Annotated in this window: 17 protein-coding genes and 2 tRNA genes; 9 read left to right on the top strand and 10 right to left on the bottom strand. The window is 67.8% G+C overall.

Annotated features, from left to right (window positions below):
• Positions 1-23 precede the first annotated feature (23 nt).
• The 3 genes from ggt to CJZ82_RS01865 are packed head-to-tail and all read right to left on the bottom strand — an operon-like array spanning position 24 to position 5952.
• Positions 24-1838, bottom strand: coding sequence for a gamma-glutamyltransferase (gene ggt / locus CJZ82_RS01855; RefSeq protein ID WP_094554061.1), 1815 nt, complete (start codon positions 1836-1838; stop codon positions 24-26).
• Positions 1825-5451, bottom strand: a complete 3627-nt coding sequence (locus CJZ82_RS01860; protein WP_094554062.1) for a hydantoinase B/oxoprolinase family protein — start codon at positions 5449-5451, stop codon at positions 1825-1827. The genes ggt and CJZ82_RS01860 overlap by 14 nt, the downstream gene beginning before the upstream one ends.
• A 9-nt stretch (positions 5452-5460) precedes the next feature.
• Positions 5461-5952 carry a YajQ family cyclic di-GMP-binding protein gene (locus tag CJZ82_RS01865; RefSeq protein WP_094554063.1) on the bottom strand — a complete coding sequence of 164 codons (492 nt, stop codon included), beginning with the start codon at positions 5950-5952 and terminating at the stop codon, positions 5461-5463.
• 60 nt (positions 5953-6012) lie between these two features.
• On the opposite strand from CJZ82_RS01865, the gene CJZ82_RS01870 reads away from it, so the two are divergent.
• Positions 6013-6474, top strand: a complete 462-nt coding sequence (locus CJZ82_RS01870; protein ID WP_094554064.1) for an MAPEG family protein — start codon at positions 6013-6015, stop codon at positions 6472-6474.
• Between the two features lie 25 nt (positions 6475-6499).
• On the opposite strand, the gene CJZ82_RS01875 is transcribed toward CJZ82_RS01870, so the two are convergent.
• Positions 6500-7414 carry an SPFH domain-containing protein gene (locus tag CJZ82_RS01875; protein WP_094554065.1) on the bottom strand — a complete coding sequence of 305 codons (915 nt, stop codon included), beginning with the start codon at positions 7412-7414 and terminating at the stop codon, positions 6500-6502.
• An 86-nt stretch (positions 7415-7500) separates the two neighbouring features.
• Between CJZ82_RS01875 and CJZ82_RS01880 the strand changes: the two genes are divergently transcribed.
• Positions 7501-7944, top strand: coding sequence for an NfeD family protein (locus CJZ82_RS01880; protein WP_094554066.1), 444 nt, complete (start codon positions 7501-7503; stop codon positions 7942-7944).
• A 23-nt stretch (positions 7945-7967) separates the two neighbouring features.
• On the opposite strand, the gene CJZ82_RS01885 is transcribed toward CJZ82_RS01880, so the two are convergent.
• From CJZ82_RS01885 to ebsA, 3 genes are read right to left on the bottom strand one after another with little or no spacing between them, the layout of a single operon-like run.
• Entirely contained in the window at positions 7968-8480 is a 513-nt protein-coding gene (locus CJZ82_RS01885; RefSeq protein WP_094554067.1) for a DNA recombination-mediator protein A, read from the bottom strand.
• Positions 8481-8535: 55 nt separating this feature from the next.
• Positions 8536-9636 (bottom strand): phosphotransacetylase family protein, encoded by a 1101-nt coding sequence (locus CJZ82_RS01890; RefSeq protein ID WP_094554068.1) that lies wholly within the window; start codon positions 9634-9636, stop codon positions 8536-8538.
• Between the two features lie 35 nt (positions 9637-9671).
• Positions 9672-10091, bottom strand: coding sequence for a type IV pilus biogenesis protein EbsA (gene ebsA, locus CJZ82_RS01895; RefSeq protein WP_094554069.1), 420 nt, complete (start codon positions 10089-10091; stop codon positions 9672-9674).
• A gap of 130 nt (positions 10092-10221) precedes the next feature.
• On the opposite strand from ebsA, the gene CJZ82_RS01900 reads away from it, so the two are divergent.
• Positions 10222-10968, top strand: a complete 747-nt coding sequence (locus tag CJZ82_RS01900) for an NAD-dependent epimerase/dehydratase family protein (RefSeq protein ID WP_233129964.1) — start codon at positions 10222-10224, stop codon at positions 10966-10968.
• 10 nt (positions 10969-10978) lie between these two features.
• On the opposite strand, the gene map is transcribed toward CJZ82_RS01900, so the two are convergent.
• Positions 10979-11845, bottom strand: a complete 867-nt coding sequence (map, locus tag CJZ82_RS01905; RefSeq protein ID WP_094554070.1) for a type I methionyl aminopeptidase — start codon at positions 11843-11845, stop codon at positions 10979-10981.
• Between the two features lie 61 nt (positions 11846-11906).
• Here map and CJZ82_RS01910 point away from each other — a divergent pair, with 61 nt between their 5' ends.
• From CJZ82_RS01910 to gltX, 6 genes are all read left to right on the top strand, one after another.
• Positions 11907-12230, top strand: a complete 324-nt coding sequence (locus tag CJZ82_RS01910; protein ID WP_369820005.1) for a peptidase — start codon at positions 11907-11909, stop codon at positions 12228-12230.
• A gap of 42 nt (positions 12231-12272) precedes the next feature.
• On the top strand, positions 12273-12788 hold the full coding sequence (gene rplS / locus CJZ82_RS01915; RefSeq protein ID WP_094554148.1) for a 50S ribosomal protein L19: 516 nt from the start codon (positions 12273-12275) through the stop codon (positions 12786-12788).
• A gap of 64 nt (positions 12789-12852) precedes the next feature.
• A tRNA-Trp gene (locus CJZ82_RS01920) sits at positions 12853-12925 on the top strand.
• A gap of 36 nt (positions 12926-12961) precedes the next feature.
• Entirely contained in the window at positions 12962-13150 is a 189-nt protein-coding gene (locus CJZ82_RS01925) for a hyperconserved protein Hcp (RefSeq protein ID WP_006043540.1), read from the top strand.
• A 123-nt stretch (positions 13151-13273) separates the two neighbouring features.
• A tRNA-Asp gene (locus CJZ82_RS01930) sits at positions 13274-13347 on the top strand.
• 25 nt (positions 13348-13372) lie between these two features.
• Positions 13373-14833, top strand: coding sequence for a glutamate--tRNA ligase (gltX, locus tag CJZ82_RS01935; protein WP_094554072.1), 1461 nt, complete (start codon positions 13373-13375; stop codon positions 14831-14833).
• On the opposite strand, the gene CJZ82_RS01940 is transcribed toward gltX, so the two are convergent.
• Together CJZ82_RS01940 and CJZ82_RS01945 are read right to left on the bottom strand one after the other, a co-directional pair.
• Positions 14824-16071: a sodium:proton antiporter gene (locus CJZ82_RS01940; RefSeq protein ID WP_094554073.1), complete on the bottom strand. Its 1248-nt coding sequence runs from the start codon at positions 16069-16071 to the stop codon at positions 14824-14826. The genes gltX and CJZ82_RS01940 overlap by 10 nt on opposite strands.
• Before the next feature lie 23 nt (positions 16072-16094).
• Positions 16095-16337 carry a hypothetical protein gene (locus CJZ82_RS01945; RefSeq protein WP_094554074.1) on the bottom strand — a complete coding sequence of 81 codons (243 nt, stop codon included), beginning with the start codon at positions 16335-16337 and terminating at the stop codon, positions 16095-16097.
• Positions 16338-16383 lie beyond the last annotated feature (46 nt).

The following is a 16383-nucleotide window of genomic DNA, read 5'->3' on the forward strand; positions in this document are numbered from 1 at the left end:
TTAGGCTCGGGGACGCCCCAGTTTCACTCGCCCGCCAGGGCCGCTCCCGCCCGCCGCGGATCGACCGCCCCCAGAGTTCCCCCGCCGGGCAGGGCCTCCAGCGAGTGGGCTGCCCCCATGGCCGGCGTCAGCCGCCAGCGGTGACCCATCGCCTCCAGCAGCCTGAGGGTGTCAGGGCTGACGCCCTCCTCCACCGCCAGCTCATCAGGCCAGTGCTGGCTGTGGATCCGGCTGGCAGCCACCGCGGAGGCCAGGTTCAGGCCGTGCTCGAGCCGGTTGAGCAGCACCTGCAGCACCGTGGTGATGATGCGGCTGCCACCGGGGCTGCCGGTGGCCAGCAACGGGCCACCCTCAGGGGTGAGCACCAGGGTGGGCGCCATTGAACTCAGTGGTTGCTTGCGCGGCTCGATCGCATTGGCCTTCCCCTGCACCAGACCGAAGGCATTGGCCGCCCCCGGCCGGGCCGTGAAGTCATCCATTTCGTTGTTGAGCAGGAAGCCGGCGCCCGGCACACTCACGCCGTTGCCGTAGGGGAAGTTGAGGGTGGTGGTGGTGGCCACCATCGTGCCGTCACGGTCGATGACTGAGAGATGGGTGGTGTTCAGGTGTTCAGCGATGCGCGCGCCGGACTGGGGATCGAGCTCGCGGGCCGGCCGGTGGCGGCCTGGGCGGATCGTGCGGCGCAGCTCATCGGCATAGGCCTGGCTCAGCAACCGCTCCAGGGGCATCGCCACGAAGCGAGGATCCCCCAGCCAGCGGTTGCGGTCGCGGAAGGCCAGGTTCATCGCCTCCGCCATCGGATGCAGGGCGGCGGCGCTGTTGGGCCCCAGGGCCGCCAGATCGAAGCCGTTCAGGATGTTGAGCAGCTGGATCAGGGTGACCCCGCCGGAGCTGGGCGGGGGCATGGCGATCACGGGATGCCCCCGCCAGGCGCCCACCAGGGGGGGCTGAAGACGGGCCCGGTAGCTGCTCAGATCCTCGGCGCTGATCAGCCCTCCCCGCCGGCGCATCAACGCCACCAGCTTCTGGGCCACCGGCCCCTGATAGAAGCCCTTGTCTCCCTCGGCGGCGATCTGCCGCAGGGTGGCGGCCAGCTGGGGCTGACGCAGGCGCTCGCCAGGCCGGTAAGGCTTCCCTCCGGGGCGGAAGAACAGGCGCAGCGACTCAGGATCGGCCCGCAACAGCGGTGCGGCGGCCTCCAGGGAATCGGCCAGGGCCTTGCTCACCACCACCCCCTCATCCGCCAGACGAATCGAGGGGGCGACCAGGCGGCCCAGGGGCAGGCGGCCGTAGTTGCGGTGGGCCAGCAGCAGGCCCGCCACCGTGCCGGGCACCCCGGTGCTGAGCAGGCTGCGGGTGGCCTTGTGGCGATCCACCGCACCGGAGGCATCGAGCAGCAGATCGGGGCCGGCCGCCTGGGGAGCACTCTCCCGGAAGTTGATCGTCACCGCCCGGCCCTTCCCCACCCGCACCTCATAGGGATGAAGCGGCCGTCCGCGCCTGAGCCGCTCCGGCTGCCAGAGCACGAGGAAGCCGCCGCCACCCAGGTTTCCCGCCTGGGGATGGGTGACCGCCAGGGCGAAGGAGCTGGCCACCGCCGCATCGACGGCATTGCCCCCCTGCCGCAGCACATCACGCCCCACCCGGGACGCCTCCAGCTCCTGGCTGGCCACCATCCCCCCGGCCGACCAGAGCGGCTGGAAGCGCTGACTGGCCTCCTGAAGCACATTGGCCGCAGCCGCCAGGGGCCACAGGCCGAAAGCCGCCAGCGGCAGCAGGGCCCATCCAACCGCCGGCCGCAGCAGCCTTTTGGCAGGGCGGAGTTCAGGGACCGCCATAGCCACCACCTCCGGGGGTCTCGATCACGAGGGCCTCGCCGGCCGCCAGCTCCAGCTCCACAGATCCGCCCAGCTCCAGTTCGCTGCCATCGGCTCGGATCAGCCGGTTGCGGCCCAGCGCCCCAGTGCCACCGCCGGCCAGCCCGAAGGGAGCCACCTCGCGGGAGCTGGAGAGAATCGCCGCGGTCATCGGCTCAAGGAAGCGGATCCGGCGCATCACCCCGTCACCACCCCGCCAGCGCCCCGCGCCGCCGCTGCCGCGCCGCAGGCCAAAGGCCTCCAGCCGCACTGGAAAGCGCTCCTCGAGAATTTCCGGGTCGGTGAGGCGGGAGTTGGTCATGTGGCTCTGCACCGCTGAAGCCCCTGCAAAACCCTGGCCATCGAGGCCGCGACCGGCGCCGCAGCCGCCGCAGATCGTTTCGTAGTACTGATAGCGCTCGTTGCCGAAGCTGAAGTTGTTCATGGTGCCCTGGGCAGCGGCCATCACCCCCAGGGCGGCGAAGAGAGCGTTGGCAATCGCCTGCGACGTTTCGACGTTGCCGGCCACCACCGCGGCCGTCGGGCCCGGATGCAGCAGGCAACCCGGTGGCACCACCAGCTCCAGAGGCCTGAAACAGCCGGCATTGAGGGGAACTGCCTCCCCCACCAGGCAGCGGAACACGTAGAGCACCACCGCCCGGGTGATCGCCAGGGGGGCGTTGCGGTTGCCGTTGTCCTGGGGGGAGGTGCCCGTGAAATCGATCACAGCGCGGCGGGCGGGGCGATCGATGCGCACGGCCACCTGGATGCGCAGGCCGCCATCAAGGGGGAGGCTGAAGGCGCCGGGCTCGAGCCGATCGAACACCCGCCGCACCGCTTCGGCGCCGTTGTCCTGCACGTGGCCCATGAAGGCGGACAGCCGCTGGAGCCCCTCGCGCCGGGCCAGGTCCACCAGCAGCTGGGCGCCGAGTTGATTGGCGGCCACCTGGGCCTGCAGATCAGCCAGCAGCTGCTCAGGGTTGCGCACGGGATGGGGCCCGGACGCGAGTCGCCGCTGCCAGTCGGCAGTGAGCAGTACGCCATCCCGCAGCAGGGGCACGTTGTCGAGCAGGAGGCCTTCGTCCGCAAGGCAGCGGCTGAAGGGGGGCATCGAGCCTGGAGTGATGCCGCCCACATCGGCATGGTGGCCTCGGGAGGCAACGAACCCAGCGTGGCTGGGCAGGAACACCGGGGTGATCACCGTGAGATCGGGGAGGTGGGTGCCGCCGTTGGCGGGGTCGTTGGAGACGATCGCGTCGCCGGGCTTGAGGGCAGGGCGCTCCCCCCGCCGCACCGCCGAGAGCAGGCTTTCCACGCTGGCCCCCATCGAGCCGAGATGTACCGGGATATGGGGGGCATTGGCCACCAGTTGCCCCTGGCCATCGAAGAGGGCACAGGAGAAATCAAGGCGCTCGCGGATGTTCACCGATCGGGCGCTCTGCTGCAGGCGCACGCCCATCTGCTCGGCGATGGCACTGAAGCGGTGGTTGAACAACTCCAGGCTCACGGGATCCAGCGCGGCCCCCTGCTGCGCTGGTCGGGCTTTCGCCGCCCCATGACTGAGCAGCAGGCAGCCGTCGGGGCAACACTCGGCCCGCCAGCCCGGCGCCAACCAGATGGTGCCGGTGGTCTCCACCACCAGAGCCGGCCCTTCAAGCCGCTCACCGGGCGTCAGGGCATCGCGGCGGTGCAGCGGAACGGATCGCCAGGCACTACCGCAGTGGAGTTGGATCAGCCGTTCCTCGACTGCCAGAGAGGCCCGATCAAGGGGAGTTGCTGAGCCGATCTCGGCCGCAACAGACTTCCCTGGAGCCACCACCTCCACCAGCAGCCACTCCACCATCAGCTCGGCAGCTTCGGGGCAGTGGCCGAAGCGGCGCTCATGGTCGAGCTCGAACTGCTGCCGCAGCAGCCTGGCCTCCTGCAGCGGCAGGGTGAGCGTCCGTTCACTGGCACCGAGCCGCACACCCACACTCACGTCGGCTCGGACATCAGCACGGACTTCGGCAGCCAGGGCCTGCCGGCCCCGCTCGTACTGCAATTGGGCCTGCTGCTGGAGCTGCTCCACCAGAGCCTGATCCAGGGGAAGGCGCACCAGCTCCTGCAGCAGCAGTCGCTGGTCGGCCAGAGCGATGCCATAAGCCGAGAACACCCCGGCCAGGGGATGGAGCAGCACCCGTGTCATGCCCAGCCGCTCAGCCAGGTCACAGGCGTGCTGGCCGCCAGCTCCACCAAAGCAGATCAGCGCGGCGCCGCGCACATCGTGACCCCGCTGGATCGAAATGCGCCTGATCGCCTCCGCCATCCGCTCGATGGCGATCGCCAGGGCCCCTTCCGCCAGGGCCTCGGCCGTGGTGGGAACTCCGCTGGCCTGGCCCACCAGCTCCGCCAGCTGCTGGAACCCACGCCGCACCACCGCCGCATCGAGCCCCTGATCGCGGCCTGGCCCGAAGACCGCCGGGAACGCCTCCGGCTGGAGGCGGCCCAGCAGCAGGTTGGCGTCGGTGATCGTGAGCGGTCCGCCCAGGCGGTAGCAGGCCGGCCCGGGATCGGCCCCGGCTGAGCTGGGCCCCACCTGCAGACGCTGACCATCGAAGTGCAGCACTGAACCACCACCGGCCGCCACGGTGTGGATCGGCAGCATCTCCGCCTGCAGGCTGAGGCCGGCGATCTCCGTCTCCTGGCGGCGCTCCCAGCCCGGGGACGGCCCCCCGGCCTCCACATGGAAGACATCGGTGGAAGTGCCGCCCATGTCGAAGCCGACGATGGGCATGCTCCCTGCCGCCAGCCGTACCGCCGCCACCATGCCGCCGGCGGGGCCGGAGAGGATCGTGTCCTTTGCCTTGAGCAGCTCCGGTGCAACCAGGCCGCCGCTCGACTGCATCACCCGCAGGCGGCAGTGGGGTCCGAGCTCGGAGCGCAGCTGATCCAGGTAGGCCACCAGGGCCGGTGCAACGGTGGCCTCCACCACAGCCGTCTGCGCCCGGGGCACCAGCCGGGGCCTCCGGCCCACCTGGTGGGAGAGCACCACCGGCCCAAATCCGAACGGGCGCAGCCACTCGGCCAGCTGCAGTTCATGGCCCGGATGTCGGGCGCTGTGGAGCAGGGCCACCGCGCAGCTGCTGATGCCGTCGCGGCGGGCGTCGTTGAGGGCCCGCTCCAGGGCTGCATCGAGGAGCAGCGGCGTCAGCTCCGTGCCATCGGCCGCCAGCCGCCCCACCACCTCCAGCACCCGCCGGTAGCGCGGAGCCGGCCGCTCGACGTGCAGGGCAAACAGATCGGGCCTGTGCTGGTCACCGATCCAGGCGGCATCGGCAAAGCCACTGCTGATCAGCAACAGGGTGGGAGCACCCCGGTGCTCCAGCAGGGCATTGGTGGCCACCGTGGTGCCGATCCGCACCTCGCTGACCGCCCCGGGAGGGAGCGGCTGGCCGGGAGCAAGCCCGAGCAGCTCGCGCATGGCGGCCACCGCCGGGTCCCCGGCCAGCTGCGGCGGCTGCGAGAGCACCTTGCGAACCACCAGCTCGCCGCCGGGGGCACGGCCCACCAGATCGGTGAAGGTGCCGCCCCGATCAATCGAGAAGCTCCAGCCCACCCAGGGGCCTCAGCGGTAATTCTCGAACTGCAGCGGCACCTCCGGGTCTTCGGCGCGCAGGATCTGGATCACCTGCTGGAGGTCGTCCTTGTTCTTGCCGGTGACCCGCAGGCTCTCGCCCTGAATCGCCACCGTCACCTTCTTGATCTGATCGCGCACGGTCTTGCTCAGCGACTTGGCCAGCTCCTGGCTGAGCCCCTTGCGCAGCTTCACCACTTGCTGCACCCGGTTGCCGCCCACCGGCTCCGCCGGCTGGAAATCGAAGATCTTGAGCGAAAGTTCACGCTTGACCGCCTTCTGGCGCAGCACATCGGTCACAGCGTCGAGGGTCATGTCACTGGCGGTGGTGATCGTGAGGCTGGTTTCCTCCAGATCGATCTCCGTTTTGGAATCCTTGAGGTCGTAGCGCTGGCCCACCTCGCGGCGCACCTGATCGAGCGCGTTCACCAGCTCCTGCCGATCGAAATCCGACACCACGTCGAAGGAGAAGGTGTCGGCCATGAGTAAAAGCGTGAAACAAGCAAAGCCCAGCTTAGAAAAGGACGGCCCAGCCATTCCCCCATGCCCGCCCTCCTTGCCGTCGCCATCCCGCCGGGCAACCCGGCGGCGCCCTTCGCCTGGTCACTGGTGCTGGCCGGGGCTGTGGTGGTCCTCAGCCTGGTGCCCCTGGCAGCCGGCCGCGCCAAGGCCGATTTCACCCCCGGCGATCTGGCCGCCCCCCGGGCGATGTTCGAGCGGCTGCCGGCCTGGGGGAAGCGGGCCAGCTGGGCCCACCAGAACAGTTTCGAGGCCTTCACACTGCATGCCCCGGCTTGCCTGCTCTGTCTGCTGGCGGCGCCGGCAGTGCTGGCGGCCTCACCACTGGCGGCCGCGGCCGCCTGGCTCCATCCGGCCCTGCGGCTGGCCTACATCGGTGCCTACGTGGCCAACATTCCTCCCCTGCGCAGCCTCTGCTGGATCGGTGCGCTGCTGAGCACAGCTGTTCTCTACAGCGAAGGGCTCAAGGCCCTGCTGCGCAGCTGAACGGAGAAACCTCCCCGCAGGGATCTCAGCTGCCCCCCTTCTCCTGCAACCCCTTGAGCGCGGCAAGCAGGGAAGCGGGACTCTGGGGATCCACCATCAGAACTGAGCCTCCACGGGCCGCGGCCATCTCCTGGCCCATCGCCATCCAGTCCCTGGCGAGCAGCAGGCGCAGGCTCTCGGCCGCCGCCGGGTGGGCCTCGATCACGGCGGCCAGCTCGGTGGCCGACTCAGCCCGCGCCTTGGCGAGCAGCAGCTGCTGCTTGGCCTGGGCGTCGGCGTCGAGCAGCACCGCCTCCTGCTTGGCCTTGGCATCGAGCACCAGGGCTTCGGCCCGCCCCTTGGCGGCATTCACCTGGGCTTCCCGCTCGCCCTCGGAGCGCAGGATCGCCGCCCGCTTCTCCCGCTCGGCGGTCATCTGCTGCTCCATCGCCTGCTGCACCCCCTGGGAGGGCTGGATGTCGCGCAACTCCACCCGGGTCACCTTCACCCCCCAGGGGTCGGTGGCCTGATCCAGCTCGTTGAGCAGGGTCTCGTTCACTTCCTGGCGGGTGGTGAAGGTCTGATCGAGGTCGAGCTTGCCCATCTCGGCGCGGATCTGGGTGAGCACCAGGTTCACCATCGCGGCCTGCAGATTGTCAACGCCGTAATAGGCGCGGGCATGCTCAAGCAACTGCCAGTACACCACCGCATCCACCACGATCGAGACGTTGTCGCGGGTGATGCACTGCTGTGGCGGGATATCGAGCACCCGTTCCTTGAGTGATTCATGGCTCACGACCCGCTCCATTCCCGGAATCACCAGGGAGAGACCAGGCCTCAGCTCCCGGTCGTACTTGCCGAGACGTTCCACCAGCATCGAGCGGCTGCTGCTGGTGACCTTGATGCCGCTGATGCCCAGGCCAGCCAGCACCGCCAGAACCGGAATGAGCAGAAATTCCATCCAGAGACCATCGCTGGGACCACGGTAGGCAGGATGGGGACAGCGAACGGCGATCGGTTTCTGCTTTCCCCGTCCTCCCCTCTCCCGTGAATCCCATCCTCTGGTTCGCCCTGGCGGCGGCGGTGCTGGCCCTGGAGCTGGCCGGAGCCGACGGTGACGGCCTGTTGCTGATCGCCGGGCTGGCCGGTCTGCTGCTGACCCTGCTGAGCGCCCTGCTTCCCGCCCTGCCGACGGCGGCGCAGCTGGTGCTGTTCCTGGCGCTGGTGGCGGCTGGTTACGCCGGATTGAGACGATGGTCGGCGGGACGGCAGGCACGGGCGATCCCACCCTCGGCCAGGGCCGAGCTGGCCGAGGTGATCAGCAGCTTCGACAGCAATGGCGAAGGGCGGGTGCGCTGGCAGGGCCAGAGCTGGGCCGCCATCAACCTGGCCCCCGGCGAGGCGCTCGCCCCAGGCGCCCAGGTGAATGTGATGGGCCGTGAGGGAACCTCCCTCCAGGTCCTGCCCCGCCAGAACTCTCTGCCTGATTGATCCCGAACTGGAGTAACGCCGATCTAATCGAAGAACATCAGGCTGACCACCTTGTTCATGTCCTCGGCGGTGCGGCAGCTGGAGAGCAGGGTCTCGCTGTCGTGGAAGGCGTAGCAGATCAGCTGATCGCAGCGGCCGATGATCTCCTGGTTGCAGAGACTGCTGGCCATGGGCAGGGGCAACTCGTCGTGCTCGGGCTTCTCCACCAGATGCAGCACCCGCTCCATCTGCTCGCGGCTATCACTTGACTGGCGCTCGAGGCTCTGAGGCAGCAGAACGGTGAGCCGGGCCGGATCGACGCTCAGCACCCCGCGGATCACAGCAGCGTTGACCCCCTGGGATCCGGATGTGATCAGGTTGTGACCCTCCTGGGCCAGGGAGCGGGCCACCAGTTCCACCAGGTGAATCGAGACGGCAGGAACGTGGCGACTGCCGAGGATGGCGATGCGGCGCTTGCCGCGATCCTGAAGCAGGGCCAACTCCTGGGCCAGGGTGTCAATCCGGTCGAGGGCCGGCAGATCAAGGGACCGGGTCACCTCGTGAATGCATCCGATCGGCCGAAACTAGCAGCGCCCTTGCGGGGCCCATGCTTCAGGCCTTCAGCAGTAGACCCAGGCGCTCGAACAGGCGATCGAAGCAACAGTGCTCCTGAACCAGGCGGATGGCATAACTGGCCTTGACCGTCTCGTGCAGGCGCACATGGCCGAAGGCGCGCTCAATCACCTCCACCGTGGTCAGCGTGTCCTGCTCCACCTTCAGGATCGGAACCTCCAGCTCCTCAGCGCGACTGATCAGCTGGGGCAGAGGTTCCCCAGCCCCCGTGAGGATCAGGCATTGGGTGGAGGCCTCCAGGGCCGCCAGCTGAATGTCGGTGCGATCAGCACCCGTGACCACCGCCATGTTGCGGCGACGGCGGAAAAACTCCATGGCGGAGTTGACGTTCATCGCGCCGATCGAGAGCGTTTCGACCAGCAGATCGAGCCGCTCGGGGCAGCAGAGCACCCGGGCCTCCAGGCGATCGACCAGCTCCTCGACTGTGACGCTGCGCAGCAGCGGGCTGCGGGGCAATACGCCCAACACCGGCAGCCCCAGCTGCTCCAGTGCCGGCACCACCTCGGCGCGCAGACGATCCACCGCATCGGGATCGACGGCGTTGAGCATTACCCCAGCCAGGCGCTCCTGCAGCAGGTTCCGGGCTGCCAGTATGGGATCGACACTGCGGCTGTCCTCCCAGAGATGGACCAGCACCACAGGAGCCTCCAGGCCCTTGGCCAGCTGGGGCAGGCTGAGGCCATAGAGCAGGCCTTCGCTGAGGGTGCCGGTGCCCTCCAACAGGGTGAGGCCATCGGGGTAGGAGTCCAGCTGTTCCCGCAGGCGGGAGAAGCCCTCGCCGGGATCCAGATTGCCGCGCAGCAGCCGCTCCTGGGCTGTGGCAGCCCCCAGCAGGTGCAGGGACGGCAGCAAGTTCTCGTCAGGCAGGCCGAGGATGTTGCCGACGAAGCGGACATCGTCGTCGAGGCAAGCCTGGGAGGGGGGGGTCTCCCCCTGCCGGGGTGGCCGCACACTGGTGGCAAGGGGCTTGCCGTAGCGCACGGAGAGTCCCTGTTTCATCAGGGTCCGGGTCAGGCCGAGCACCAGGGCTGACTTGCCGCTGAAGGGATCACAGGATCCGATCAGCAAGGTGCTGCTCATGGCATGACCTCTAGGATTGGCGCTGGCAAACCAATCTAGGCGCCGGAGGTCTGGGGGGATTCCCCGAGCAGCAGCCAGCGCCAGAAGGCCTCGGGCAGATCGAGCTGGGGGTCACCGAAGGCCTGGGGCTGCCGATGCTCCAGCAGGTCCATCAGCCAGCGCACCAGCTGATACGTGGGCAGATCAAAGCTGTAGCCCAGTTCCGCTGCTGCCGGGAAACTGAGATCACAGTGGCTTGTTTCCTGGGGAGCCAGCCCCGCCCGCCAGCGCAGCAGGAACGGATGCTCCCCGTCGGGGCGCATCCGCCGTATTCCCTCGATCTCGCCGATAGCCAGCTGGTCGAGGGCCTGGATCAACCAGGCTTCCCGCAGCACGCCATCGCAGTAGGGGGCGTAAAGGGCCACCTGGCCGGGGTCATGGCTGGGGGTGGCTCCGAAGATCGACAGAAGGCCCAATGGAGGAAGCGAAAGAGACGGCCGGAACGAGAGCGAAAAAACGCCGCGAGCGAGTGGCGGATGATTCCAAGGCAAAGAATGGCCCATGACCGACAACGCCGTGCCAGGTCAAGCCGCTTCAGACCCACCGGTGCCGTTCACCTTCTGGCCGGCACTGCTGCCCCTGCGGGGGAGAACCGTGGCGGTGACCGGGGCCAGTGGGGCCCTGGGCACATCCCTGCTGCGCGCCCTGCATGGCCATGGGGCCGAGCTGATCGCCCTAAGCACCGCCTCTGAGCCGGTGGTTATCCGCGGCGGTGACGGCAGGGTGATCCCGCTGCGCAACGTGGTGTGGTGCTGCGGCCAGGAGCAGCAGCTGGAGGCCACCCTGCGCGACGTCGACATCCTGGTGATCAACCACGGGGTCAACGTCTATGGCGACCGCAGCGCCGCAGCGATCGAGCGCAGCCTGGAGGTGAACGCCCTCAGTGCCTGGCGCCTGCTGGAGCTGTTCCTGGGCCTGAGCGAGCGTCAGGCTGGAACCCCCTGCCGGGAGGTGTGGGTGAACACCTCGGAGGCGGAACTGCTGCCCGCCCTCAGCCCGCTCTATGAGATCAGCAAGCGGCTGCTGGGCCAGTTGCTCAGCCTGCGCGCCCTCGATCATCGAGGCGAGAATCCCTGCCGGATCCGGCGGCTGGTACTTGGACCGTTCAGCTCTTCCCTCAATCCCTACGGCGTGATGGGTCCAGACTTCGTGGCGGGCCAGGTGATCGCCCAGGCGCGCAGGGGCTTCGGCCTGATCATCGTGACCCCCAATCCCATCACGGTGGTGCTGGTGCCCCTGCAGATGTGGCTGAGGCACCTCTATGGCCGTCTGTTCAGCCGGGCTGCCAACTGAGAGGCCTGGATCAGAAATCGCGGTCGGTGAGGATCTCGCAGCCATCGGAGCTGACCACGATGGTGTGCTCCCACTGGGCCGAGAGCGATCCATCCACCGTCACGACCGTCCAGCGATCGCGCAGGGTGCGGCACTCCTTGCTGCCGGCATTGAGGATCGGCTCCACCGCCAGGGTCATGCCAGCGCGCAGCTTGACGTTGGGCAGGTCGTTGGTGCGGAAGTTGAACACCGACGGCTCCTCATGCAGATTGCGGCCCACGCCATGGCCGGTGAAGTCCTCCACCACGCTGTAGCCATGGGCCTCGACGTGGTCCTGCACGGCGCCGGCGATGTCGAGCAGGGTGTTGCCGGCCTTGATCCGGGCGAGACCACGCATCAACGATTCCTGGGCCACGCGGCTGAGGCGGGTGGCGTCCTCGGAACATTCGCCCACGCAGATGCTGACGCAACTGTCGCCGTGGTAGCCCTCGAAGTAGGCGCCGGTGTCGATCTTGACCAGGTCACCGGCCTTGATCACCTGTTTGGCACTGGGGATGCCGTGGACCACCTGGTCGTTGATGCTGGCGCAGATGCTGGCCGGAAAGCCGTGGTAGCCCTTGAAGCTGGGGGTGGCCCCCATGGCGCGGATGCGCTCTTCCGCGTGGCGGTCGAGATCGGCGGTGGTCATCCCTGGAGCTGCCATCTCCATGATTTCACGCAGCACCGTGGCAACGATGCGGCTGGCCTGGCGCATCACCTGGATCTCGCGCGCCGATTTGATCTCGACGCCCCGGCGTCCCTTCTGAATGCGCGGGCCGGTGCTGGTGGTGGCGCTGGCAGCCTTGGTGGTGGAGGCCTTGGTTGAGGAGCCCGCCAGCAGGTCAGCAAAAAGATTCATCGACGGGGCCCGGGCAATCCAGGATTCAAGCTATCAACTTTCCTCATCGATGCTGTCGACCATGCAGGTCCTGGCCCGACTGCGCCGCTGGCATGCCCTGATCGGGCCGGTGGTGGTGCTGCCACTGCTGATCACGGTCAGCAGTGGCATGGGCTACCGGCTGCTGCGCGACTGGGGCGGCCTCAGCCGCGACCAGGTGCATGGGCTGATGGTGCTGCACGAAGGCGAATGGCTCGGCCCGGTCGGTGAGACCTTTTACGTCGCTCTCAACGGCCTGGGGCTGCTCTGGATGCTGATCACCGGCACGGGCCTGGCGCTGCAGGGGTGGAGTCGGCGGCGGGGGCGGCCGGAGCAGCATGAGAGCGCTGGGGAGGGGGGAACATGAGCCGTTACAATGGTTGTTTGGCTGGGCGATCGCATTACTGAGATGGCCGCGGACAAGAACGACAGCGCCGAACTGATGGCGGAACTGAAGGACGACATCGACATGGATCAGACGAGCGTGGAAGAGACCGGCACAGCCGAGACCGCGGCGCCAACGGCCGTGGCCGAGAAGCCCGCCGTGACCCCGGCTCGCACCGGCAAGCTCAGCGCCCAGGACCTGATCAAGGCCTTCGAAGCCGAGCAGCTCAAGAGCGATCTGCCCGAGATCTACGTGGGCGACACCGTGCGCGTGGGCGTGCGCATCAGCGAGGGCAACAAGGAACGCATCCAGCCCTATGAAGGTGTGGTGATCGCCAAGCGCCATGGCGGGCTGAACGAAACGATCACCGTGCGTCGGATCTTCCAGGGCGTGGGGGTTGAGCGGGTCTTCCTGCTGCACAGTCCTCAGGTCGCCAACGTCAAGGTGGAGCGTCGCGGTAAAGTGAGGCGTGCAAAGCTCTTCTACCTACGCGATCGTGTGGGGAAAGCAACCCGCGTGAAGCAACGCTTCGATCGCTGAAGCTTCATCGCTCAATTGCCCATGCCGGTGCCGCCTCGCGTCCCGGTCGAAGGGGCATCGTCATGCGCCGTTAGTTCAGTTGGTAGAACGCAGGTCTCCAAAACCTGATGTCGGGGGTTCAAGTCCTCCACGGCGCGCTCGATGCCCTTTCCTGCTCTTTCGTGGTTCCGGACATGGAGTTGGATTTACAACCCGGTGATGTGGTCAAGGTGCTCGAATCCGCTGCCCTTGGCTGGGTGCGGGCGCGGGTCATCCGGGTCAAGTCCGGCGGTCGTGTGGTCGTTCAGAGCGACCAGGGCCGTGAATTCACAGCAAGAGGCAACCAGGTTCGTCTGATCGAACCCGCTGGTTTCCGCCCATGATCCACCGCCGCTGTCTCCGCCAGTTGACGGCGGGGCCAGCGGCAGTGGATACTTCCCTAGTCGTTAACACGACACCAGAAGCCAGGTCCGGCAAGGGTTTTCAACCCTTTTCGCCTTTCATCTGGGACTGTAGTTCAACCGGTTAGAGCACCGCCCTGTCACGGCGGAAGTTGCGGGTTCGAATCCCGTCAGTCCCGTTTCAATCTTTATGAGCTTTCGCCAGTGACCGTTCGGGTTCGTCTGGCTCCCAGCCCCACGGGAACCCTGCACATCGGCACCGCCCGCACTGCGGTGTTCAACTGGCTGTTCGCCCGCCATCACGGCGGGGAGTTTTTACTGAGGATCGAGGACACCGACCGGGAGCGCTCCAGGCCGGAGTTCACCACCGACATCCTTGATGGCCTGGCCTGGCTCGGCCTGAGCTGGGACGCGGAGCCCGTGATCCAGAGCGAGCGGATCGAAGCCCACCGCGCCGCCATCAACCAGCTGCTGGAGGCGGGTCTGGCCTACCGCTGTTATGCATCGGAAGCCGAACTGGAGCAGATGCGCGAGCGGCAGAAGGCCAGCGGCTCCGCTCCCCGCTACGACAACCGGCACCGCAATCTGACGCCTGAGCAGGAGCAGGCCTTCCGCTCAGAAGGTCGCGAGGCGGTGGTGCGCTTCCGCATCGACGACGGGGCCACGATCGGCTGGAACGATCTCGTGCGCGGAGAGATGCGCTGGAGCGGCAGCGATCTGGGCGGCGACATGGTGATCGCCCGGCGGGCGCCGGCCGATCAGGTCGGTGACCCGCTCTACAACCTGGTGGTGGTGGTCGACGATGCCGCCATGGCCATCAGCCATGTGATTCGCGGCGAGGACCACATCGCCAACACCGCCAAGCAGCTGCTGCTCTACGAGGCCCTCGGCCTGCCCCTGCCCGTCTTCGCCCACACACCCCTGATCCTCAACCAGGAGGGCCGCAAGCTCTCCAAGCGCGATGGGGTCACCTCGGTGGGTGAGTTCAAGGCCATGGGCTACACAGCCGAGGCGCTGGTGAACTACATGACCCTGCTGGGCTGGTCACCGCCTGAAGGCATGGGCGAGCGCTTCACGCTCAGGGAGGCCGCTGAAGTGTTCAGCTTCGATCGGGTCAACCGGGCCGGCGCCCGCTTCGACTGGGACAAGCTCAACTGGCTCAATGCCCAGGTGCTGCATGACCTGAGCGCCGCCGAGCTGCGCCAGGCCCTGGCTCCCCTCTGGCGCGCCGAGGGCTGGCAGGCCCCGGGCGGCGATGAGTCAGGCGGTGGCAGCCGCGAGGCCTGGGAACTGGAGCTGGCCGAACTGCTCGGCCCCTCCCTGACCACCCTGCGGGATGGCCTGGAGCAGGCCCGCCCCTTCTTCGAGCGCCCTGAACTCGACGCTGGCGCCAGCCAGCAACTGGACGCCGATGGGGCCACCGCTGCCCTGACGGCCCTGCTCGGGCAGCTCGACGAGAACGCCAGCCTCAGCGTTGAGCAGGCCCAGGAGCAGCTCGCCGGCGCAGCCGCAGCGGCGGGAGTGAAAAAGGGAGTGCTGATGAAAAGCCTGAGGGCCGCCCTGCTGGGCAGCCTCAAGGGACCGGATCTGATCACCACCTGGCGCCTGCTGCACGCCAGCGGCGAAGACCGAGCGCGGCTGATGCTGGCCGTGGCTCAGAGCTGAACCTCCTCCAGAGGCATGACCTCGCCGGACTCGCCGGCTTCGCTGAGGCGCAGACCCAGCAGGCCCGCCAGGGGAGCCGCGGTGAAACCCTGCAGACCCACGGTCATCAGGATCGTGAGGAACACCAGCCCCTGCAGAGCTCCAGCCCCCTCCACACCGGCTTCATAGAGGCGGAGGGCGAACAGGCTGGCCACAGCGGCGGTGACGATCCCGCGCGGGGCCAGCCAGCTCAGCATCACCTTCTGGCCGCCGCTGAGGGGCAGGCCGAAGGTGGCCAGCTGCATGGTCACGGGCCGCACCACCACCATCAGCGTCAACACACAGGCCAACCCTCCCCAGCCCAGCGGGCTGAGGTCAGACCAGGCCACATCGGCGGCCAGGAGCGGAAACAGGATGCTGATCGCCAACTGGGCCAGCTGGCGGATCAGGTCGTCGAGCATGGCGGCTTCGGTGTCAGCGAAGCGACCCACCAGCACCCCGGCCATCACGGCAGCCGGCAAGCCCGATTCGGGCATCAGCACCTCACAGCCGGTGAACATCAGAAACATCACCCCCAGGGTGAGCTGCAAGCGAAGACCGCTCTTCGGGTCCACCGGAAGGCGCCGGAGCAGCACCGCCAGCAACAGGCCGCTGACGGCACCGACCCCCACGCCGAAACCCAGCCGTTGCAGCAATTCAAGGGCGAGATCCTGCCAGTCGTAGCGATCGCTGATCACCAGTTCCAGCAGCAGCAGGGCCAGTACGGCCCCGATCGGCTCCAGCACCAGTCCTTCCCCTTCCAGCACATCGCCCAGGGGGGGAGCCAGGCGCATCTGTTGCAGCAGAGGGGTGACCACGGTGGGGCCGGTGCCGAGCACGATGGCGCTGTAGACCGCCGCCAGCGGCCAGCTCAGACCCGCCAGCCAATGGGCCGCCAGCAAACCGGCAGGGAGAGCCAGCAGCATGCGCACGATCACGATCCGCAGCACCGCTATCCGGGCAGTGCTGCCGCGAAGACTCAGCTTGAGCCCCCCGTCGAACAGCACCAGGCTCACCAGCAGCCCCACGATGGTCTCCAGGCCACTGCCCAGGGCCAGGGGATCCACCAGCCCCAGGCCCGAGCGGCCGATCAACAGGCCGGAGGCCAGCAGCAGCACCACTGACGGCAAGCCCGTGAGCAACGAGGTCAGCTGGGCCAGCGCCCCGGAGAACACAGTGATCCCCCAGAGCAACTGGAGCCTCTCGGGGGCATCAGTCATGGCTCGATTCAACCACTGCCCACTCAGTCGTCGAGGGCGGTGAACTTGGGCTCCACACGGATCCCGATCACGCTGCTGGGGCGCAACACGAGGTATTCCCCGTCGAGATCGCCGATCGGCACATTCACGAAGGTTTCGGGCGCTCCGGCGTTGAGCACATCCCGGTACCACTGCTGGAAGGCTTCGAGCGTGGCGAAGTGCACCTGCTCCCGGTGGCCTCCGGCCAGGAGCAGGTGGACGGCATAACGGCGGGGCTGACGGGCCATTGCGGTAATGACCAGCGGCGCTTCTACACAATGCCTGAAAGCGACC

The sequence above is a fragment of the Synechococcus sp. 1G10 genome (assembly GCF_002252625.1).
Classification (GTDB): Bacteria; Cyanobacteriota; Cyanobacteriia; order PCC-6307; family Cyanobiaceae; genus Regnicoccus_A.

Bases quoted from the DNA above. Each gene is read 5' to 3' on its own strand.
- CJZ82_RS01910 (WP_369820005.1), top strand. From the start codon at position 11,907: ATGCAGGTCCTGGCCCGACTGCGCCGCTGGCATGCCCTGATCGGGCCG.
- CJZ82_RS01875 (WP_094554065.1), bottom strand. From the start codon at position 7,414: ATGGAATTTCTGCTCATTCCGGTTCTGGCGGTGCTGGCTGGCCTGGGC.
- map (WP_094554070.1), bottom strand. From the start codon at position 11,845: ATGAATCTTTTTGCTGACCTGCTGGCGGGCTCCTCAACCAAGGCCTCC.
- CJZ82_RS01865 (WP_094554063.1), bottom strand. From the start codon at position 5,952: ATGGCCGACACCTTCTCCTTCGACGTGGTGTCGGATTTCGATCGGCAG.
- CJZ82_RS01945 (WP_094554074.1), bottom strand. From the start codon at position 16,337: ATGGCCCGTCAGCCCCGCCGTTATGCCGTCCACCTGCTCCTGGCCGGA.
- CJZ82_RS01925 (WP_006043540.1), top strand. From the start codon at position 12,962: ATGGAGTTGGATTTACAACCCGGTGATGTGGTCAAGGTGCTCGAATCC.
- CJZ82_RS01940 (WP_094554073.1), bottom strand. From the start codon at position 16,071: ATGACTGATGCCCCCGAGAGGCTCCAGTTGCTCTGGGGGATCACTGTG.
- CJZ82_RS01870 (WP_094554064.1), top strand. From the start codon at position 6,013: ATGCCCGCCCTCCTTGCCGTCGCCATCCCGCCGGGCAACCCGGCGGCG.
- rplS (WP_094554148.1), top strand. From the start codon at position 12,273: ATGGCCGCGGACAAGAACGACAGCGCCGAACTGATGGCGGAACTGAAG.
- ggt (WP_094554061.1), bottom strand. From the start codon at position 1,838: ATGGCGGTCCCTGAACTCCGCCCTGCCAAAAGGCTGCTGCGGCCGGCG.
- CJZ82_RS01890 (WP_094554068.1), bottom strand. From the start codon at position 9,636: ATGAGCAGCACCTTGCTGATCGGATCCTGTGATCCCTTCAGCGGCAAG.